We start from the raw sequence: 14,628 nt of genomic DNA, 5'->3' as shown, positions 1-14,628 counted from the left end.
TGCGTTCATATTGGTCGTGGAAGGCAGTGATGATCCAGCGTTGGAGTATTGCCCGCCGGCTTTTTGTGGCGAACCTGCTGATCGTGGTGGCATTCATCGCCGTCGTGGGAACTGCCACCTTTACCGACGCGCGGGACCGGACCTATGACGAGGCGGGGCTGCGGATGGCAGGCATTGCCGCGTCGATTGCCGCCAACCCGCTGGTCCTCCAAGCGGCCGGGTCGCCTGATCCCAGTGCCGTGCTGCAGCCATACGCGCTGGATGTCATGGCGGGCGCCGACGTGGATTTCATCACCATCATGGCGCCGGACCGGACCCGCTGGACGCATCCGCGGACCGAGGAGCTGGGCAAGCCCTACATTGGTTCCATTGATGCTGCCCTGCAGGGTCAGGCGTTCACTGAGGTCACTGCCGGGACGTTGGGGCCGTCGGTGCGCACCATTGTTCCCGTGCTCGACGGCGGCGGCACAGTCCGTGCCCTGGTGGCGGTGGGGGTGACGGTCCGGACCGTCGATGTGGCGTTGGCTGCGCGACTGCCGGCGTTGCTGGCTATTGGGTTGGCGTTGCTGGTGGGCGGGTCCTTGGCGGCATGGCTGCTGGGAAGGTATCTTCGCCGCGTTACCCGCGGGTGGGGGCCGGAGCAGCTCTCCCAGCTCTTTGCCTACTACGAATCGGTGCTGCACTCAGTCCGTGAGGGGCTGATCCTGATCGACACCAAGGGCAACGTGGTGATGTACAACGACCAGGCCGCGGAACTCCTGGGCCTGGCAGGCAGCCCCCTGGACCCCACCAGGCCGCCGTCGTTGGCTGAGCTGCCCCTCGACGAGGGGCTTCGGGAGCTCTTCATCTCCGGCCGCGCCACGAAGGATGAGATTGTCCTGACCGGATCGCGGATCCTGGTGGTCAACCAGGGCCCGGCCAAGGGGCCGGACGTCCCTGCTGGCCGTGGCAGGACTGCACTTTATGGCACCGTGGCGACGCTGCGGGACAGGACTGAGATTGAAGCGCTGGGCAACGAACTGGAGACCATGCGAACCTTGTCTGGGGCCCTCCGGGCACAGACGCACGAGCACGCCAACAGGCTGCACACCATGGTGTCGCTCCTGGAACTGGGCCGCATGCAGGAAGCCCTGGACTTCGCCACCAACGATCTGGCCCTGAGTCAACGGCTTACGGACGACATGATCAGCTCCGTGGACGAACCCGTGCTGGGCGCCCTGGTGATGGGGAAAGTCGCCGAAGCGCACGAGCACGGCGTGCAGCTGGATGTGTCAGCCCTTGGGTCCGGGAGCGTGGCGGGGGTGCCGGTCCAGGACCTGGTCACCATCCTGGGAAACCTGCTGGACAACGCCATCGACGCGGCAACCGAAGGCCCCCCGCCGCGGCGGGTCAGGCTCACGGTCGAATCCGACGAGGAGGGACTGGACGTCACCGTCCACGATTCTGGGCCGGAAATTTCACCGGCAGCGGCTGCGAACATTTTCCGGCACGGCTACAGCACCAAGCAGTCGGGGCCGGGCGGTCGCGGCATTGGGCTGGCCCTGGTACGGCAGGCCGTGCAACGACTGGGCGGTACGCTGGCCATCAACGGCAGGCGCGGCGCCAAGTTTGAGGTTTTCCTGCCTGCTACCGTCCCGGGCCATGAACCAGCTACCCCACCAGAGACTGCCCCAGCCGAAAGGGAACCATGAGTGCCATCCGCGTCCTCGTCGTTGAGGACGAGGCGATCGCCGCCGCAGCACACGCCACCTACGTGGGCCGGGTACCAGGGTTCGAGCTGGCCGGGACGGCACCGGATGGCCAGTCGGCGCTGCGGCTCTTGGGCGAATTTGCTGCAGCCGGGACTCCAGTGGAACTTGTCCTGCTCGACATGAACCTGCCGGACCTGCACGGCCTGGACATTGCCCGGCGGATGCGTTCGGCGGGCATCCTGGCAGACATTATCGCCATCACAGCGGTCCGGGAACTCGCCACCGTCCGGGCGGCCGTGGCGATCGGCGTGGTCCAGTACCTCATCAAGCCCTTCACGTATGCCGCGTTTGCGGACAAGTTGGCCAGCTACCAGCAGTTCAGGGCACAACTGGCCGGCTCAGGAACCGGGGCAGGCCGCTCCAGCGCCTCGCAGAGCGAGGTGGACCAGGCGTTCGCCAGCCTCCGCGCACCGTCTGAACTTCAGCTTCCCAAGGGACTATCGACCTCCACCTTGGGGTCGGTCCAAGATTTCCTGCGCGCACAGACTGCAGCGGTTTCGGCCACCGAGGTCATGGACGCCCTGGGCATGTCCCGGGTCACTGCACGGCGCTACCTCGAGTACCTGGCAGATGCGGGTACGGTGTCCCGGATGGCGCGGTTTGGCACCCCCGGCCGGCCGGAAAACGAATACCGCTGGTACCGGGCCTGACATCACTGCCGGGTGCCGGCGTCGTTATTCCCCGCCGCGCACCGCCGCGTTGGGAAACGACGACGACGGGACGTCCGCGGGCCAGTCGGCATACCTGACGCTGGCCACATTTTCGTTGTCCGCTGCCAGGACTACTGTCACGTCCGTGCGCCGCCCGGACAACAACGCCGGCAGCCAGTGCTCGGCGTCAGCCCACATCAGGGCCGTGGGTAACTGGTCGGCGGGGTGCCAAGCCGGGGTGATCTCGTCACTTTCGGAAGGCTCCCCCAGCCAGCGCCGGGTCAGGAAGACGGTGCAGAACATGTTCCATTCCGGCCTGGCGGGGAAGACGAAATCGACGGTCCCAGCTGGAAGCAGGTCTTCCGGCGCAACGGTGACGTTGACCTCTTCCAGGACTTCCCGGCAGGTGGCGGCCAGCACCGTCTCGCCGGGTTCGACGTGACCGCCCACCCCCACTACCTTGCCACGGCCAAAACCGGTGCGTTTGTGGCCCAAGAGGACTTCCTGGCCGGGACCGCTGTCACGGAGGAAGAAGCACAAAGTCACGGGGTCGGCAGTCATGCCGCCCAGCCTATGCGAAGCTCTAGGGGTGACTGAGGATATCGCCCCGGGGCGCAGGCCCACCCGCGGTTCTGCGCTCGATGCCCGATTGCCGGACTGGCTGGTCCGCAACCCGCTGTACTGGGGCTGGGCGTGGTCCGGACTGTGGACCGCGTTGATCATCCTCGATGAATTCGTGGATATCTCCGGCTGGACTTGGTACCTGCTGGTGGGCATGGCCGCCCTACCCACTATGGTCTGCACCTTGGCCGTGTTGCACGTGACGCCACGACACGAGGTCAAACCGGTCCGGGAATCGGTGCTGAGCCTGTTCTTTGTCCGGTTCCTCGCCTTGGTGGCGGCGTTCCTGGTGTGGTCAATTTCAGTGGTTCTCAGCGCGTCGATTTCCACCACCATCCAGGCGCTGGCCGGCGATTCGGAACGGGAGGTGACTGCCCTGGGCCTGAACCTGATGGCGGCCCTCGTTCCGCTGGTGGTTTCGGTCCTCTGGCTGGCGTTCGTAGCCCGCTGCGCCTGGTTCCTGCGCAGGCTGCGCGGCTGGACCCAGTCCCCTGCCCGCACCCGGGTGCCGGCATCATTCCTCCGTGGTCAGCCGAGGCTTCGACGGGTGGTGATCGGGTTGGCACACCCCGGCCTGATGCTGGTGGCGGCCATGGGTTCGTCGGTGCTGGCGTTGTTTCTGAGCGCCGTGGAGCTGACCCTGGACGCCGTGCTTTAGTCCCCCGCCTGGGCCGCTGCCACACCAGTCTAAGGTCCCGGCTCGGGCTGCTGCCACACCAGCCCAGTTTTCAGCCCACCCGGTACGCCGGAGCACAGCAGCTCCACCACCAGCCCTCCAAAACCGGGCCAGTCTGGCAACCCGGTCAGCCCAATGCCCTCGGGTGCGCCGCAGCGTAGATTTCGCGCAGGGTGTCTGCGGTGACCAGCGTGTACACCTGGGTGGTGGTGACGGATGCATGTCCCAGGAGTTCCTGGACCACACGGACATCCGCCCCGCCCTCCAGCAGGTGGGTGGCGAAGGAGTGCCGAAGTGTGTGTGGCGAAACGGCCCGGGTGATGTTGGCTTTTTCCGCTGCCGTTTTGATGATGGTCCAAGCGCTCTGCCTGCTGATCCGGCCGCCGCGGGCGTTCAAGAAAAGCGCCGGGGTGCCCTTTCCCTTGGCTGCCAACAACGGCCTGCCCCGGACCAGGTAGGCGTCCAAGGCCCTGGCACCATAGGACCCCAGCGGCACCAGCCGCTCCTTGGAACCCTTGCCGAAGAGCCGAACAATTGCGGGGCCGTCATCATCACTGGCCAGCGAGATGTCATCAACATCCAAGTCCATGGCCTCGCTGATCCGGGCGCCGGTGGAATATAGGAATTCGAGCAACGCCCGGTCACGGAGTCCAGCGGCCGTGTCCGTTCCGGCCGCCTCCAAGATACGTGTCACCTCTGCCACGCTGATGGCTTTGGGGAGGCGTTTGCCGGGCATGGGCGGATGGACTTCACTGGCGGGGTCTGCCACCGTGTAGCCTTCAAGCGCCCAGAACTTGTGCAGGCCGCGGACGGCCACCACCGTCCGGGCTGCCGAACGGACGGCGAGGACGGAGCCGCCGTCCGACCCTTCCGAGAGCGCCCGGACAAAGCCTGTGACGTGCTGACGGGTGATGTCGCCGGGTGCCCGGGTGCCGTCGGCCTGCAGGTAGTGCGCGTACCGCGTCAGGTCTCGCCGGTATGCCGCGAGCGTGTTGGCGGCCAGCCCACGCTCCACCCCCATGTGCTGGAGGTAGTCGGTGATGCCGCGGTCAACAGCAGTGGGCGGCGGCGCAGCGCTCATCAGCGCTGGCTGGGGTGGGCCGGCCAGGGCGCATCCGCTGGGCGTAGGGCTGCGTAGTCCCCGGCCCGGGCGGCCGCTGCAGCCAGGATCCCGACGACGGCAGACGGGTTGTGCAGTCGACCCGCCAAGACGGCAGAGACGGCGTCGTCGAGGCTGATCCAATGAAACTCGATCTCAGCTTCTTCATCAGTCCGCTGGTGCCGATCCTGGTGCGGGATCTCGGTGATGTCCCGGGCCAGGTAGATGCGGATCGCTTCGCTGGAGGAGCCTGGGGAGTTGAAGAAATCGGCCAACACGTTCCAGGTGCCAGCCGCAATGTCCGCTTCCTCGGCAAGCTCCCGGGCCGCGCCCACCACGAAATCCTCGCCCTCAATGTCCAGGAGGCCGGCTGGAATCTCCCAGAGGTCCATGCCCACCGGATGCCGGTATTGGCGGAGCAGCAAGATCTCCCCTGCTGCGTTCATCGGCAGGACGGCTACGGCACCTGGGTGGTCGATGAAGTCGCGAGTGAGTGGTTCCCCGCCGTCCTGCAGGCTGAACGTGTCACTGACGACGTCCCAGATCCGGCCCGCGTAAACCTTCTCGGAAGACAAAAGACGGCGCGGACTCGGTGCATCCGAAACTTCCCGATTGGCAGGGGTGGTTTCGGGTGTACCGGGCATCGCGCCGTCTCTTTTCTGTTGGGTTGTTACTTCGCCGCGACGGCGCCGGGCTCAGCGGCGTCAGCAGTCAACGACTCGGGCAGCTCTTCGGAAGCACCGTTCTGGTGCGCCAGCGCAGCCTTGACCAGGCCGGCGAACAGCGGGTGCGGCCGGGTGGGTCGTGAGCTCAGTTCCGGGTGCGCCTGCGTGGCCACGTAGTACGGGTGAACGTCAGCGGGCAGCTCCACGTACTCCACCAGCTTGCCGTCAGGGGACGTGCCGGAGAAGACCAAGCCCTTGGCAGCGATCTGGTCACGGTACTTGTTGTTGACCTCGTAGCGGTGCCGGTGGCGTTCGCTGACGGTGGTGGCTCCGTACGTAGTGGCAATGACGGACCCGGCGTCCAGCTTTGCCTCATAGAGGCCCAGGCGCATGGTTCCACCGAGGTCGCCGGCGCCTTCAACAAACTCAAGCTGCTCTTCCATGGTGGCGATCACGGGGTACTTGGAGTCCGGTTCGAACTCGCTGGAGGACGCACCCTCCAGCCCCACCACGTTGCGTGCGTACTCGATGACCATGCACTGCAGGCCAAGGCACAGGCCAAGGACCGGGAGCTTGGTTTCGCGGGCAAATTTCAGCGCCCCGAGCTTCCCTTCGAGGCCACGGATACCGAAGCCGCCCGGCACGCAGATGGCGTCGACACCGTCGAGCGCCTTGACAGCGCCTTCGTGGGTTTCGCATTCGTCCGAGGGGACCCAGCGGATCTTGACCTTGGTTTCGTTGGCGAAGCCACCGGCACGCAGTGCCTCGGTGACGGAGAGGTAGGCGTCCGGCAGGTCGATGTACTTGCCCACCAAGGCAATTTCGACCTCGTGCCGGGGGTTGTGCACAGCTTCGAGGAGCTTGTCCCAGCTGGTCCAGTCGACGTCCTTGAACGGCAGGTTCAAGGCTCGCACAATGTACGAATCCAAGCCTTGCCGGTGCAGGGTCTTGGGAATGTCGTAGATGCTGGGCGCGTCCGGGCAGCCGATGACGGCTTCGAGGTCCACGTCGCACATGCGGCCAATTTTGGCGCTCATGGCTTCGGGGATTTCGCGGTCGGAGCGGATGACGATCGCTTCGGGCTGGATGCCGATGGACCGCAATGCTGCCACGGAGTGCTGCGTGGGTTTGGTCTTCAGTTCCTGCGACGGTCCGATGTACGGAACTAGCGAGACGTGGACGAAGAACACGTTGCCGCGGCCTACGTCCTGGCGCACCTGGCGGGCCGATTCGAGGAACGGCTGCGACTCGATGTCGCCCACCGTGCCGCCGATTTCGGTGATGATGACGTCCGGTGCGTTCTTGCCTTCGGCGGGCAGCCGCATCCGGCGCTTGATCTCGTCCGTGATGTGCGGGATGACCTGGACGGTGTCACCGAGGTACTCGCCACGACGTTCCTTGGCGATCACGGTGGAGTACACCTGACCGGTGGTGACGTTGGCGGAACCCTCGAGGTTTTCGTCGAGGAAGCGCTCGTAGTGCCCGATGTCCAGGTCAGTCTCAGCGCCATCGTCCGTGACGAAGACCTCGCCGTGCTGGAACGGGTTCATGGTGCCCGGATCCACATTCAGATAGGGATCGAGCTTCTGCATTGTTACAGACAAACCGCGGGCCCGCAGGAGGTGACCAAGGCTGGAAGCCGTGAGTCCCTTACCGAGCGAGGACGCCACACCACCGGTTACGAAGATGTGTTTGGTCGTCTTGGATGAACCCGGAAACCGGGAATTTACACGGGAATTTGATCGCTGCACCACGGAATTCGAGCCTATCATCATTTGAGCCTTCCACCGGTCGCCACATCTTTGGTCTCCACCACACCTGCTGCCCCAAATGATCAAGTGTGCGTCTCAGGGAGCGTCTTGATCAAGGGGTTGACGCGGCTCAGGCCCGTTGCGGCAGCAACTTGGCGTCATCCAGCAATTCCTGAGCATGGGCCCGCGCCGATTCCGAGTCCTCCTGTCCGGCCAGCATGCGAGCAAGCTCACGGACCCGCTCGGCATCGCTGAGGAGGCGGACGTCGCTGGAAGTGAACCCGGTGGCAGTGCCGCCGTCGGCGCCCCTGACGGACGTTTTGGTCACCGTGATGTGCTGGTCTGCGAAGGCGGCCACCTGCGGGAGGTGGGTCACCACCAGAACCTGGACATGGCGGGCCAGCATGGCCAACCGGCGGCCAATTTCGACGGCGGCCCGGCCACCCACGCCAGCGTCCACTTCATCGAAAACAAACGTGGGCACAGGGTCCACGGCGGCGAGGACCACCTCGATGGCCAGCATCACCCGGGACAATTCACCACCGGACGCGCCCTTGCCCAGCGGACGGGCTGGTGCCCCGGAGTGCGGCTGCAACAGGAAGGCGATCTCGTCTGCGCCGTGGGGTCCCAGCGCGCCGGCAGGTTCCATGGTGATCACCAGCGTGGCGTCCGCCATGGCCAGGGCCGTCAGTTCGGCGCTGACACGTGCAGACAGGTCCTTGGCCGCCTTGGTGCGAATTTTGGTCACGCCGGCGGCTTGCTTGCGCAGGTCCGCCTCGGCCCGCACCACATCAGCGGCGAGGGCCTCGATCCGGGTGGAATCGTCCTGCAGCTCGTCGTACCGGATGCGCGAACGCTCTGCCCACTCGAGGACTTCGTCGATGGTGGGGGCGTACTTGCGGACCAGTTTGGCTAACGCGGCCCGTCGCTCCTCGATTTCGGCCAGCCGCTCAGGCCCTTCGGAATCCAGGCCCGCCTGGTAGCTGGCCAAATCCGTGGCAATGTCATTGAGCAGAAAGCCCACCTCGGCGAGCCGGGCGGCAGCCTGGCCGAGTTCCGCGTCATGCTCCGCCACATGCTCGAGGGTGCGTTTGGCAGCATCCACCATGGTGGTGGCATCCCCGGAGTCACCGAAATCCTCCGCGATGAGTGCCTGCTGGGCGGTGGTCGCCGCGATCCGTAACTCCTCAACGTTGGCCAACTTCACGGCTTCGGCTTTGAGGGCCTCGTCCTCGCCCGGCTGTGGCTCAATCTCATCAATCTCGGCGAGGGCTACAGCCAAGGACTCGGCCTCACGCAACCGGTCACGCGCCGCGCTCTGCAGCTCATCCAGTTCTGCCTGGCTGGCGCGCCAATGGGCGTAGAGCTCCTGATAGGCAGCCATCGACGTCGCCAGGCCCGACCCGGCAAACTTGTCGAGCGCACCGCGTTGGGCAGCTGCGCCCTTCAGTCGAATCTGGTCTGACTGGCCATGGACCACCACCAGTTGCTCACCAATTTCGGCCAGGACTCCCACGGGGGCGGCCCGGCCGCCCAAGAAGGCACGGCTGCGGCCGTCAGCACCCAGTCGACGGGCGAGGATCAACTCCGCGCCGCCGTCGTACTCCTCAATGACCGCGCCGGCGTCCACGGCCCGGACGACGGCGGGATGCCCGCTGGGGAGCCTCAGCACGGCCTCCGCGGTGGCACTCTTGGCCCCGCTGCGGACAGCTCCTGCGTCGGAGCGGGCACCCAGCAGCAGCCCGACGGCGGTGACCACCATGGTTTTGCCGGCGCCTGTTTCGCCGGTGACGACGCTCAGCCCTGGGCCCAGCGGCAGCGTGGCGTCGGTGATGACGCCCAGATCGCGGATTCTCAGTTCTTCAAGCATGGCTTCACTTCGCAGTTGGCGGATCGGTGGGGAAAGCGTCGGGCGCCGCCCCGGTTACCCCTTCCGGGGCCTGCAGCGGCGGCAAGGTGCGTAGGGTGCGGACAATCGGGACGGGCCCGGTGGTGACCTGGCTGGTCTTGGGCGCGGGGCCGCGCCAACCGTGGATGGGGAGTTCGAATTTCCGGACCAGACGGGCGGAAAACGGTGTCTGATGGGTCCTGGCGAGGCGTACAGGGGTGGTGGACTTGGTGACTTCCACCCGCGCGCCCGGTGGCAGGTCAACGGATCGCCTGCCGTCGCACCACAGGACGCCTTGGGCATCCGTTCGGGTGAGGATTTCCACTGCCAGCCGGGATCTCGGCGAGACCACCAACGGCTTGGCGAAGAGCGCGTGCGCGCTGATCGGCACGATCACCAGGGCCTCCACCTCCGGCCACACCACGGGTCCGCCGGCAGAAAAAGCGTAGGCGGTGGACCCGGTGGGCGTGGCCACCACAATGCCGTCGCAACCAAAGGACGTGAGCGGGCGTTCGTCCACTTCCGTCACCACTTCGAGCATGCGCTCCCGGTCCGCTTTCTCGATTGCGGCCTCGTTCAAAGCCCACGTGTGCCAAATCCGTTGGCCGCGGACCCACACCTGGATGTCAATGGTCATCCGCTCCTCGACCGTGTAATCGCGGCTGGCGATCCACTCCACGGTCAGGGCAAGATCGGCCCGCTCGCTCTCGGCCAGGAAGCCAACGTGGCCTAGGTTCACGCCCAACAAGGGTACGTCCACCTCGCGGACCAGCTCGGCCGCCCGCAGGATGGTGCCGTCGCCGCCCAGCACCATGACCAGTTCAACATCTTGCAGTTCAACATGGTCGTTGAGGATCTCGACCGGCTGGGCCAAATGTCCGAAGAACCGCTCCATGTCAGCTTGCTCGGAATCCTGCATGACCGGAATCATGCCGGAGCCGTGCAACAGGGCACACGCTTCCCAGGCAGCCTTCAAGGATTCCTCGCGGCCGGTGTGGGCAAGGACAAGGACACGCCTGCTCATCAGGTTCCGCTCTCTAGTGATTCGGCCAGATACGCCCGAGCAAGGCAGCAACAGCTGCTTCCCGCTCTTCGATCTTAGGCAGGTCCAAGGTCATCCTGCGCGTTATCCACAGGAAGTATTCGACGTTTCCGTCCTGGCCGGGCAGCGGACTGGCCGCCAGATCGCGAAGCTCAGTCCCGGCGTCGACGGCGGCGGCAGCAACTTTCGCCACTGCCATCCGGCGTTCCCGTTCCGAAGTGACCACGCCGTTCTTGCCCAGCCGGTCCTTGCCGATCTCAAACTGTGGCTTCACCATGAGCACCAGGTCCCCGCCCGGCTCAGTTGCCAGGGCCAAAGGCACTGCCACCAAGGTCAGCGAGATGAACGACAGGTCTGCCACCGTCAGCGCCGCGGTGCCGCCAATATCCGCCGCCGTCATGTACCTGACGTTCATGCCCTCATGAACTTCCACGCGTGGATCGGTACGGATGCTGGGCACCAGCTGGTCATGCCCGACGTCGACCGCCACCACGTGCGCGGCGCCCCGCCTGAGCAGCACGTCAGTGAATCCGCCGGTCGATGCGCCAGCATCAAGGCACCGCCTGCCGGTCACCACGATGTCCGGGAAGGCGTCCAACGCGCCCGCCAGCTTGTGCCCGGCACGGCTCACATAGATGTCCTGGTCATCGCGTTCAACAGCGAGTTCCCGGTCCTCGGGTATTTGAAGGGACGCCTTGGCCAGAACCTGACCCGCCGAACTAACCTTGCCTTCGGCGATCAGGCTTGCCGCATGGGTCCGCGAACGGGCCAAGCCACGGGCCACCAACGCCTGGTCGAGGCGAACCGGCATCAGATGGTCCCTTCGTGGGCAGTTTTCGTGAGCTTTGCGGCCGACGGGTGTGGGAAGTTGGCTGGTTGGACGCTTGCTGGTTCAGCGTTGAGGGCGGCCAACAGTTCATCGTGGAGCACCGCGTACGTTTCCTGCTGCTGTGCAACGGGCTGCGCCGGGATCTCCGCAAGGGCCGCCAACGCCGCAGCTACGGCGGAATCAGCCACCGGGCTGGCTGGTACCGGCCAGCCCAGTGGTTGCTGGGCCGCGTCATGAGGTTCGGGTGCGCTCAGCTCGGTCATCCAACCAGTCTAGTGATTGAGCCAGGTCAACTGGGGCGCTTGGGCAGTCGCGGCGTCCGGAGTGGCCGCCCACCACGCAGCGCACGCTGCCCGCCACGAGTCCAGGCTGTCCTCGCGGCCGATGATGCCCACGGCGCTGCCAGCCACGCGCGCCGTCGCCGTACCGCAGGAGTACGTGCCGTCGTCGTGCGTTACCTCTGGATAGGGCTCGAACAGTTCCGGCAGACTGCCGATGATGTACTGCGGGCGCTCCGCAGTCCGGGCCGCCAGGATGCTGAGGGTGGTGTCGACGCCGGTCAGGACCGCGGCCGTGGCGAATCCGGCGTTGTTGCCGCCCAGGATATCGGTGTCCAGCCGATCCCCCACCACCAGCGGACGCTGCGCGGACAGACGCTTGGCGGCAGAGTGGAACAGCGGCGCCTCAGGCTTGCCCGCCACGAGCGGCTGCTGCCCGGTGGCTGCGGCGACGGCTGACACCAGGGTGCCGTTGCCGGGGGCGATGCCGCGTTCCTGCGGGATGGACATGTCAGTATTCGTGGCAACCCACAACGCCCCCGCTCGCACCACATACGTGGCCTCGGCGAGGTCTTTCCAGCCCAGATCCGGGCTGAACCCCTGGACTACCGCCACGGGATCATCGGCCTGGCTGCGCACGGGCACCAGCCCCACGAGCTCCAACTCATGGGCCAACGCGGGACTGCCCGTCACCAAAACGTTGGATCCCGCGGGCAACCTGGCCGCGAGCAGATCCGCCGCTGCCTGCGACGAACTGACCACCTGGTTGTCCTCAGCCGGCGCACCCAATTCCCGCAGGTGGGCGGCGACCTGGGCAGGAGACCTGGATGCGTTGTTGGTCACGTAGCCCAGGCCCACTCCGAGCCCGGCCAACTGCTGCAGCGAATCGATGGCGCCCGGGATGGCGTGGGGCCCTGCATAGACCACGCCATCCAGGTCAGCCAACAGCGCATCGAAGTGCGAGATCAGGGTCGCTTCCGGCATACGGGTCAGTCTTCCCGGCGATCGTCGTGGCTGTTGGCTTCGGGAGCTTCTACGCCCTCTTCGGACTCGGCAGAGTCCTCGTCCGATTCGGCGTCGTCGGACTCGAAGTAGTCCGATTCTGCGTCCTCGATGGCCGCGTCCTGGGGATCGCCGTCGTCGTTCGCTGCATCCTTGTCCGTGCCAGCAGCAGCGTCGTCAACCTTTGCGCTGGTAGCGTTCTGGGCTGCGCTGGCGGCATCCGCCAAGGTACGACGGCGCTCGGCCTCCTCGCGTGCTTCCTCTTCCTCGTCCCAACCGAGGTCGATAATGTCAGGTTCCTCATCAACACCCTGGCCCAGGGCGTTCTCGGCGACCACGGCCTGCTTGCTCCAGGTGCTGGCATCGTCCGTCCGGCCAACGGCTTCGAGCGCGTTGGCGTAGGCGCGGAAGAGGCGCGGGCTGTAGGAGAAGGCTCGGTGCAGGTCCAGCTGGGTGATCTCCAACTCGGCCACGGCCGCATCCAGCTGACCGAGGTCCGTCCGGGCTCCAGCTGCGACAATCGCCAACTCCACCTTGCCGGGAGCGTCCAGATCCTTGGCTTCCTCCGAGCGAACCACGTCAAGGGCACGATCGGGACGGCCAAGACCGCGTTCGCAGTCCGCCATGACAGGCAAGTGCACGTTCGAGCCACTGATGCGGCGGTAGGTACGGAATTCACGCAGCGCCTCACCATAGTGGCCGGCAGCGTAAGCCGTCAGGCCCACGGCTTCGCGGACCACTGCCAACCGGCCGCCACGACGGCTCGCCGCGAGGGCATGCTGAAATGACAGCTCAGGTTCGTCATCGATCAGGCGACCCGCCATCACCAAGTGGCGCGCCACCCACTCTGCGCTCTTGGGCTCCAGTGTTTTGATCTGGTGCTGTGTGGGGCGGTCAAGTTCCTTGCCCGTCACATCCTCGTCGATTTCGGGCGAACGCTCCCGGTCAGGGCGGTTGGCGCTGCGGAGGTCCCGAGCGTTGGGCACGCGGACAGGACGCTCTTCACGGTCATGACCGAAGCTGCGCGGTGCGCTGTCCCTGCGGTCATCTCCTTGACGGCGATCTTGGCTGTAGGAACGGTCTTGGCGATCGCCGCGGTCGGGACGGTCGCCGCGGTCTGGGCGGTCACCGAAAGGTTTGCGATCACCGAACGAGCGGGAGTTCTCCCGGTCACCGTAAGGCTTCCGATCACCACGATCCGATCCACCGGCACCGCGGCCTGCGCCGCCGCCGAAGCCACGCGGGCCGCGATCATCGCGACCCTGGCGGTCGGGACGATCTTGACGGTCGCCGAAGGGCTTGCGGTCGCCGCGGTCTGATGCGCCTTCGCCACGGCCTGCACCACCGAAGCCACGGGGGCCAGCGTCGTCACGACGCGGACGATCGCCGAAGGGCTTGCGGTCACCGAAGGAGCGGGAATTGTCCCTGTCACCGTAGGGCTTCCGCTCACCACGGTCGTTGGAGCCTGCGCCACCGAAGCCACGCGGGCCGCGATCATCGCGACCCTGACGCTCAGGACGATCCTGCCGGTCACCGAAAGGCTTGCGTTCGCCGCGGTCTGATCCCCCGGCACCAGCGCCTCGGCCCGAGCCACCGAAACCGCGGGGGCCACTGTCGCCGTCGCGCCGCGGACGATCGCCGAAGGGCTTGCGGTCACCGAACGAGCGGGGGTTATCCCTGTCACTGTAGGGCTTACGCTCACCACGGTCATTGGAGCCTGCGCCACCGAAGCCACGCGGGCCGCCGCGATCATCGCGCCCCTGACGCTCAGGACGATCCTGCCGGTCACCGAAAGGCTTGCGTTCGCCGCGGTCTGACCCTCCGGCACCAGCGCCACGGCCTGCACCGCCAAAGCCGCGCGGGCCGGCGTCACCGTCACGACGGGGACGGTCACCAAAAGACTTCGAGTTGTCCCGATCGCCGTAGGGCTTACGGTCGTTGCCGCCATTGTCGCGCGCGCCGAATACACGCGACTCACCACCGGAGTTGTTCCCCCTGAACGGTCCTCGGTTGTTGCCTCGGTTACCGCCGTTGTGCTCGGCCATGGGGATTCCTCCTGTTGTGAGCCGACCGCTGGCGCCAACTGCAGCCGCTCTGTTCCGTGTTTTGTTTTCCTACGCAACCCGAAATCAAGCGCTTCGAAGTCCGTACATCTGTATCAATTCTAAAGGAGCCACGCTAGCGGACGGCACGCTCCGCCCAAAACAAGAGGTGATGGTGGACATGTTCACACCAACCCTCCCGGCGTTGTTGCGCCGGTTTCGACATCCTTCCCGGGGTTGTTGCGCCGGTTTCGACATCCCTCCCGGGGTTGTTGCGGGTGACGCCGCTTTTGGGTTTGTGGTGTGCGACGGCGGTGGGTTGTTTGGGTGGGTG

The 14,628-nt window shown here is 65.9% G+C and carries 14 protein-coding genes; 3 read left to right on the top strand and 11 right to left on the bottom strand.

What is annotated here, in order from left to right; all coding sequences use genetic code 11:
- Positions 1-29 precede the first annotated feature (29 nt).
- Both PSET11_RS15260 and PSET11_RS15255 read left to right on the top strand, forming a co-directional pair.
- Positions 30-1,691, top strand: coding sequence for a sensor histidine kinase (locus PSET11_RS15260; RefSeq protein ID WP_124093184.1), 1,662 nt, complete (start codon positions 30-32; stop codon positions 1,689-1,691).
- Positions 1,688-2,401 carry a response regulator gene (locus tag PSET11_RS15255; RefSeq protein ID WP_124093183.1) on the top strand — a complete coding sequence of 238 codons (714 nt, stop codon included), beginning with the start codon at positions 1,688-1,690 and terminating at the stop codon, positions 2,399-2,401. Before PSET11_RS15260 ends, PSET11_RS15255 begins: the two co-directional genes overlap by 4 nt.
- 24 nt (positions 2,402-2,425) lie before the next feature.
- On the opposite strand, the gene PSET11_RS15250 is transcribed toward PSET11_RS15255, so the two are convergent.
- A complete protein-coding gene (locus PSET11_RS15250) occupies positions 2,426-2,962 on the bottom strand; it encodes an 8-oxo-dGTP diphosphatase (protein WP_124093182.1) in 537 nt (178 codons plus the stop codon).
- Between the two features lie 28 nt (positions 2,963-2,990).
- Here PSET11_RS15250 and PSET11_RS15245 point away from each other — a divergent pair, with 28 nt between their 5' ends.
- Positions 2,991-3,680, top strand: coding sequence for a hypothetical protein (locus PSET11_RS15245; protein WP_203415996.1), 690 nt, complete (start codon positions 2,991-2,993; stop codon positions 3,678-3,680).
- 145 nt (positions 3,681-3,825) lie between these two features.
- On the opposite strand, the gene xerD is transcribed toward PSET11_RS15245, so the two are convergent.
- The 10 genes from xerD to PSET11_RS16945 form a co-directional block, all read right to left on the bottom strand.
- Positions 3,826-4,779 carry a site-specific tyrosine recombinase XerD gene (gene xerD / locus PSET11_RS15240; RefSeq protein WP_124093181.1) on the bottom strand — a complete coding sequence of 318 codons (954 nt, stop codon included), beginning with the start codon at positions 4,777-4,779 and terminating at the stop codon, positions 3,826-3,828.
- A complete protein-coding gene (locus PSET11_RS15235) occupies positions 4,779-5,441 on the bottom strand; it encodes an NUDIX domain-containing protein (RefSeq protein ID WP_124093180.1) in 663 nt (220 codons plus the stop codon). The genes xerD and PSET11_RS15235 overlap by 1 nt, the downstream gene beginning before the upstream one ends.
- A gap of 26 nt (positions 5,442-5,467) precedes the next feature.
- Positions 5,468-7,234 (bottom strand): CTP synthase, encoded by a 1,767-nt coding sequence (gene pyrG, locus PSET11_RS15230; protein WP_124093284.1) that lies wholly within the window; start codon positions 7,232-7,234, stop codon positions 5,468-5,470.
- Between the two features lie 109 nt (positions 7,235-7,343).
- Entirely contained in the window at positions 7,344-9,083 is a 1,740-nt protein-coding gene (gene recN, locus PSET11_RS15225) for a DNA repair protein RecN (RefSeq protein ID WP_124093179.1), read from the bottom strand.
- Between the two features lie 4 nt (positions 9,084-9,087).
- Positions 9,088-10,125 carry an NAD kinase gene (locus PSET11_RS15220; protein ID WP_124093178.1) on the bottom strand — a complete coding sequence of 346 codons (1,038 nt, stop codon included), beginning with the start codon at positions 10,123-10,125 and terminating at the stop codon, positions 9,088-9,090.
- A gap of 13 nt (positions 10,126-10,138) precedes the next feature.
- Positions 10,139-10,954, bottom strand: a complete 816-nt coding sequence (locus PSET11_RS15215; protein WP_124093177.1) for a TlyA family RNA methyltransferase — start codon at positions 10,952-10,954, stop codon at positions 10,139-10,141.
- Positions 10,954-11,235 (bottom strand): hypothetical protein, encoded by a 282-nt coding sequence (locus PSET11_RS15210; protein ID WP_203415995.1) that lies wholly within the window; start codon positions 11,233-11,235, stop codon positions 10,954-10,956. The genes PSET11_RS15215 and PSET11_RS15210 overlap by 1 nt, the downstream gene beginning before the upstream one ends.
- 9 nt (positions 11,236-11,244) lie before the next feature.
- Positions 11,245-12,234: an HAD-IIA family hydrolase gene (locus PSET11_RS15205; RefSeq protein ID WP_124093176.1), complete on the bottom strand. Its 990-nt coding sequence runs from the start codon at positions 12,232-12,234 to the stop codon at positions 11,245-11,247.
- A gap of 5 nt (positions 12,235-12,239) precedes the next feature.
- Entirely contained in the window at positions 12,240-13,238 is a 999-nt protein-coding gene (locus PSET11_RS16950; protein ID WP_238989189.1) for a hypothetical protein, read from the bottom strand.
- Positions 13,163-14,200 carry a hypothetical protein gene (locus tag PSET11_RS16945; RefSeq protein ID WP_238989188.1) on the bottom strand — a complete coding sequence of 346 codons (1,038 nt, stop codon included), beginning with the start codon at positions 14,198-14,200 and terminating at the stop codon, positions 13,163-13,165. Before PSET11_RS16945 ends, PSET11_RS16950 begins: the two co-directional genes overlap by 76 nt.
- Positions 14,201-14,628 lie beyond the last annotated feature (428 nt).

This window comes from Arthrobacter ulcerisalmonis, assembly GCF_900609065.1.
GTDB classification, from domain to species: Bacteria; Actinomycetota; Actinomycetes; order Actinomycetales; family Micrococcaceae; genus Arthrobacter; species Arthrobacter ulcerisalmonis.
This window is presented reverse-complemented; position numbering and strand designations above follow the sequence as displayed.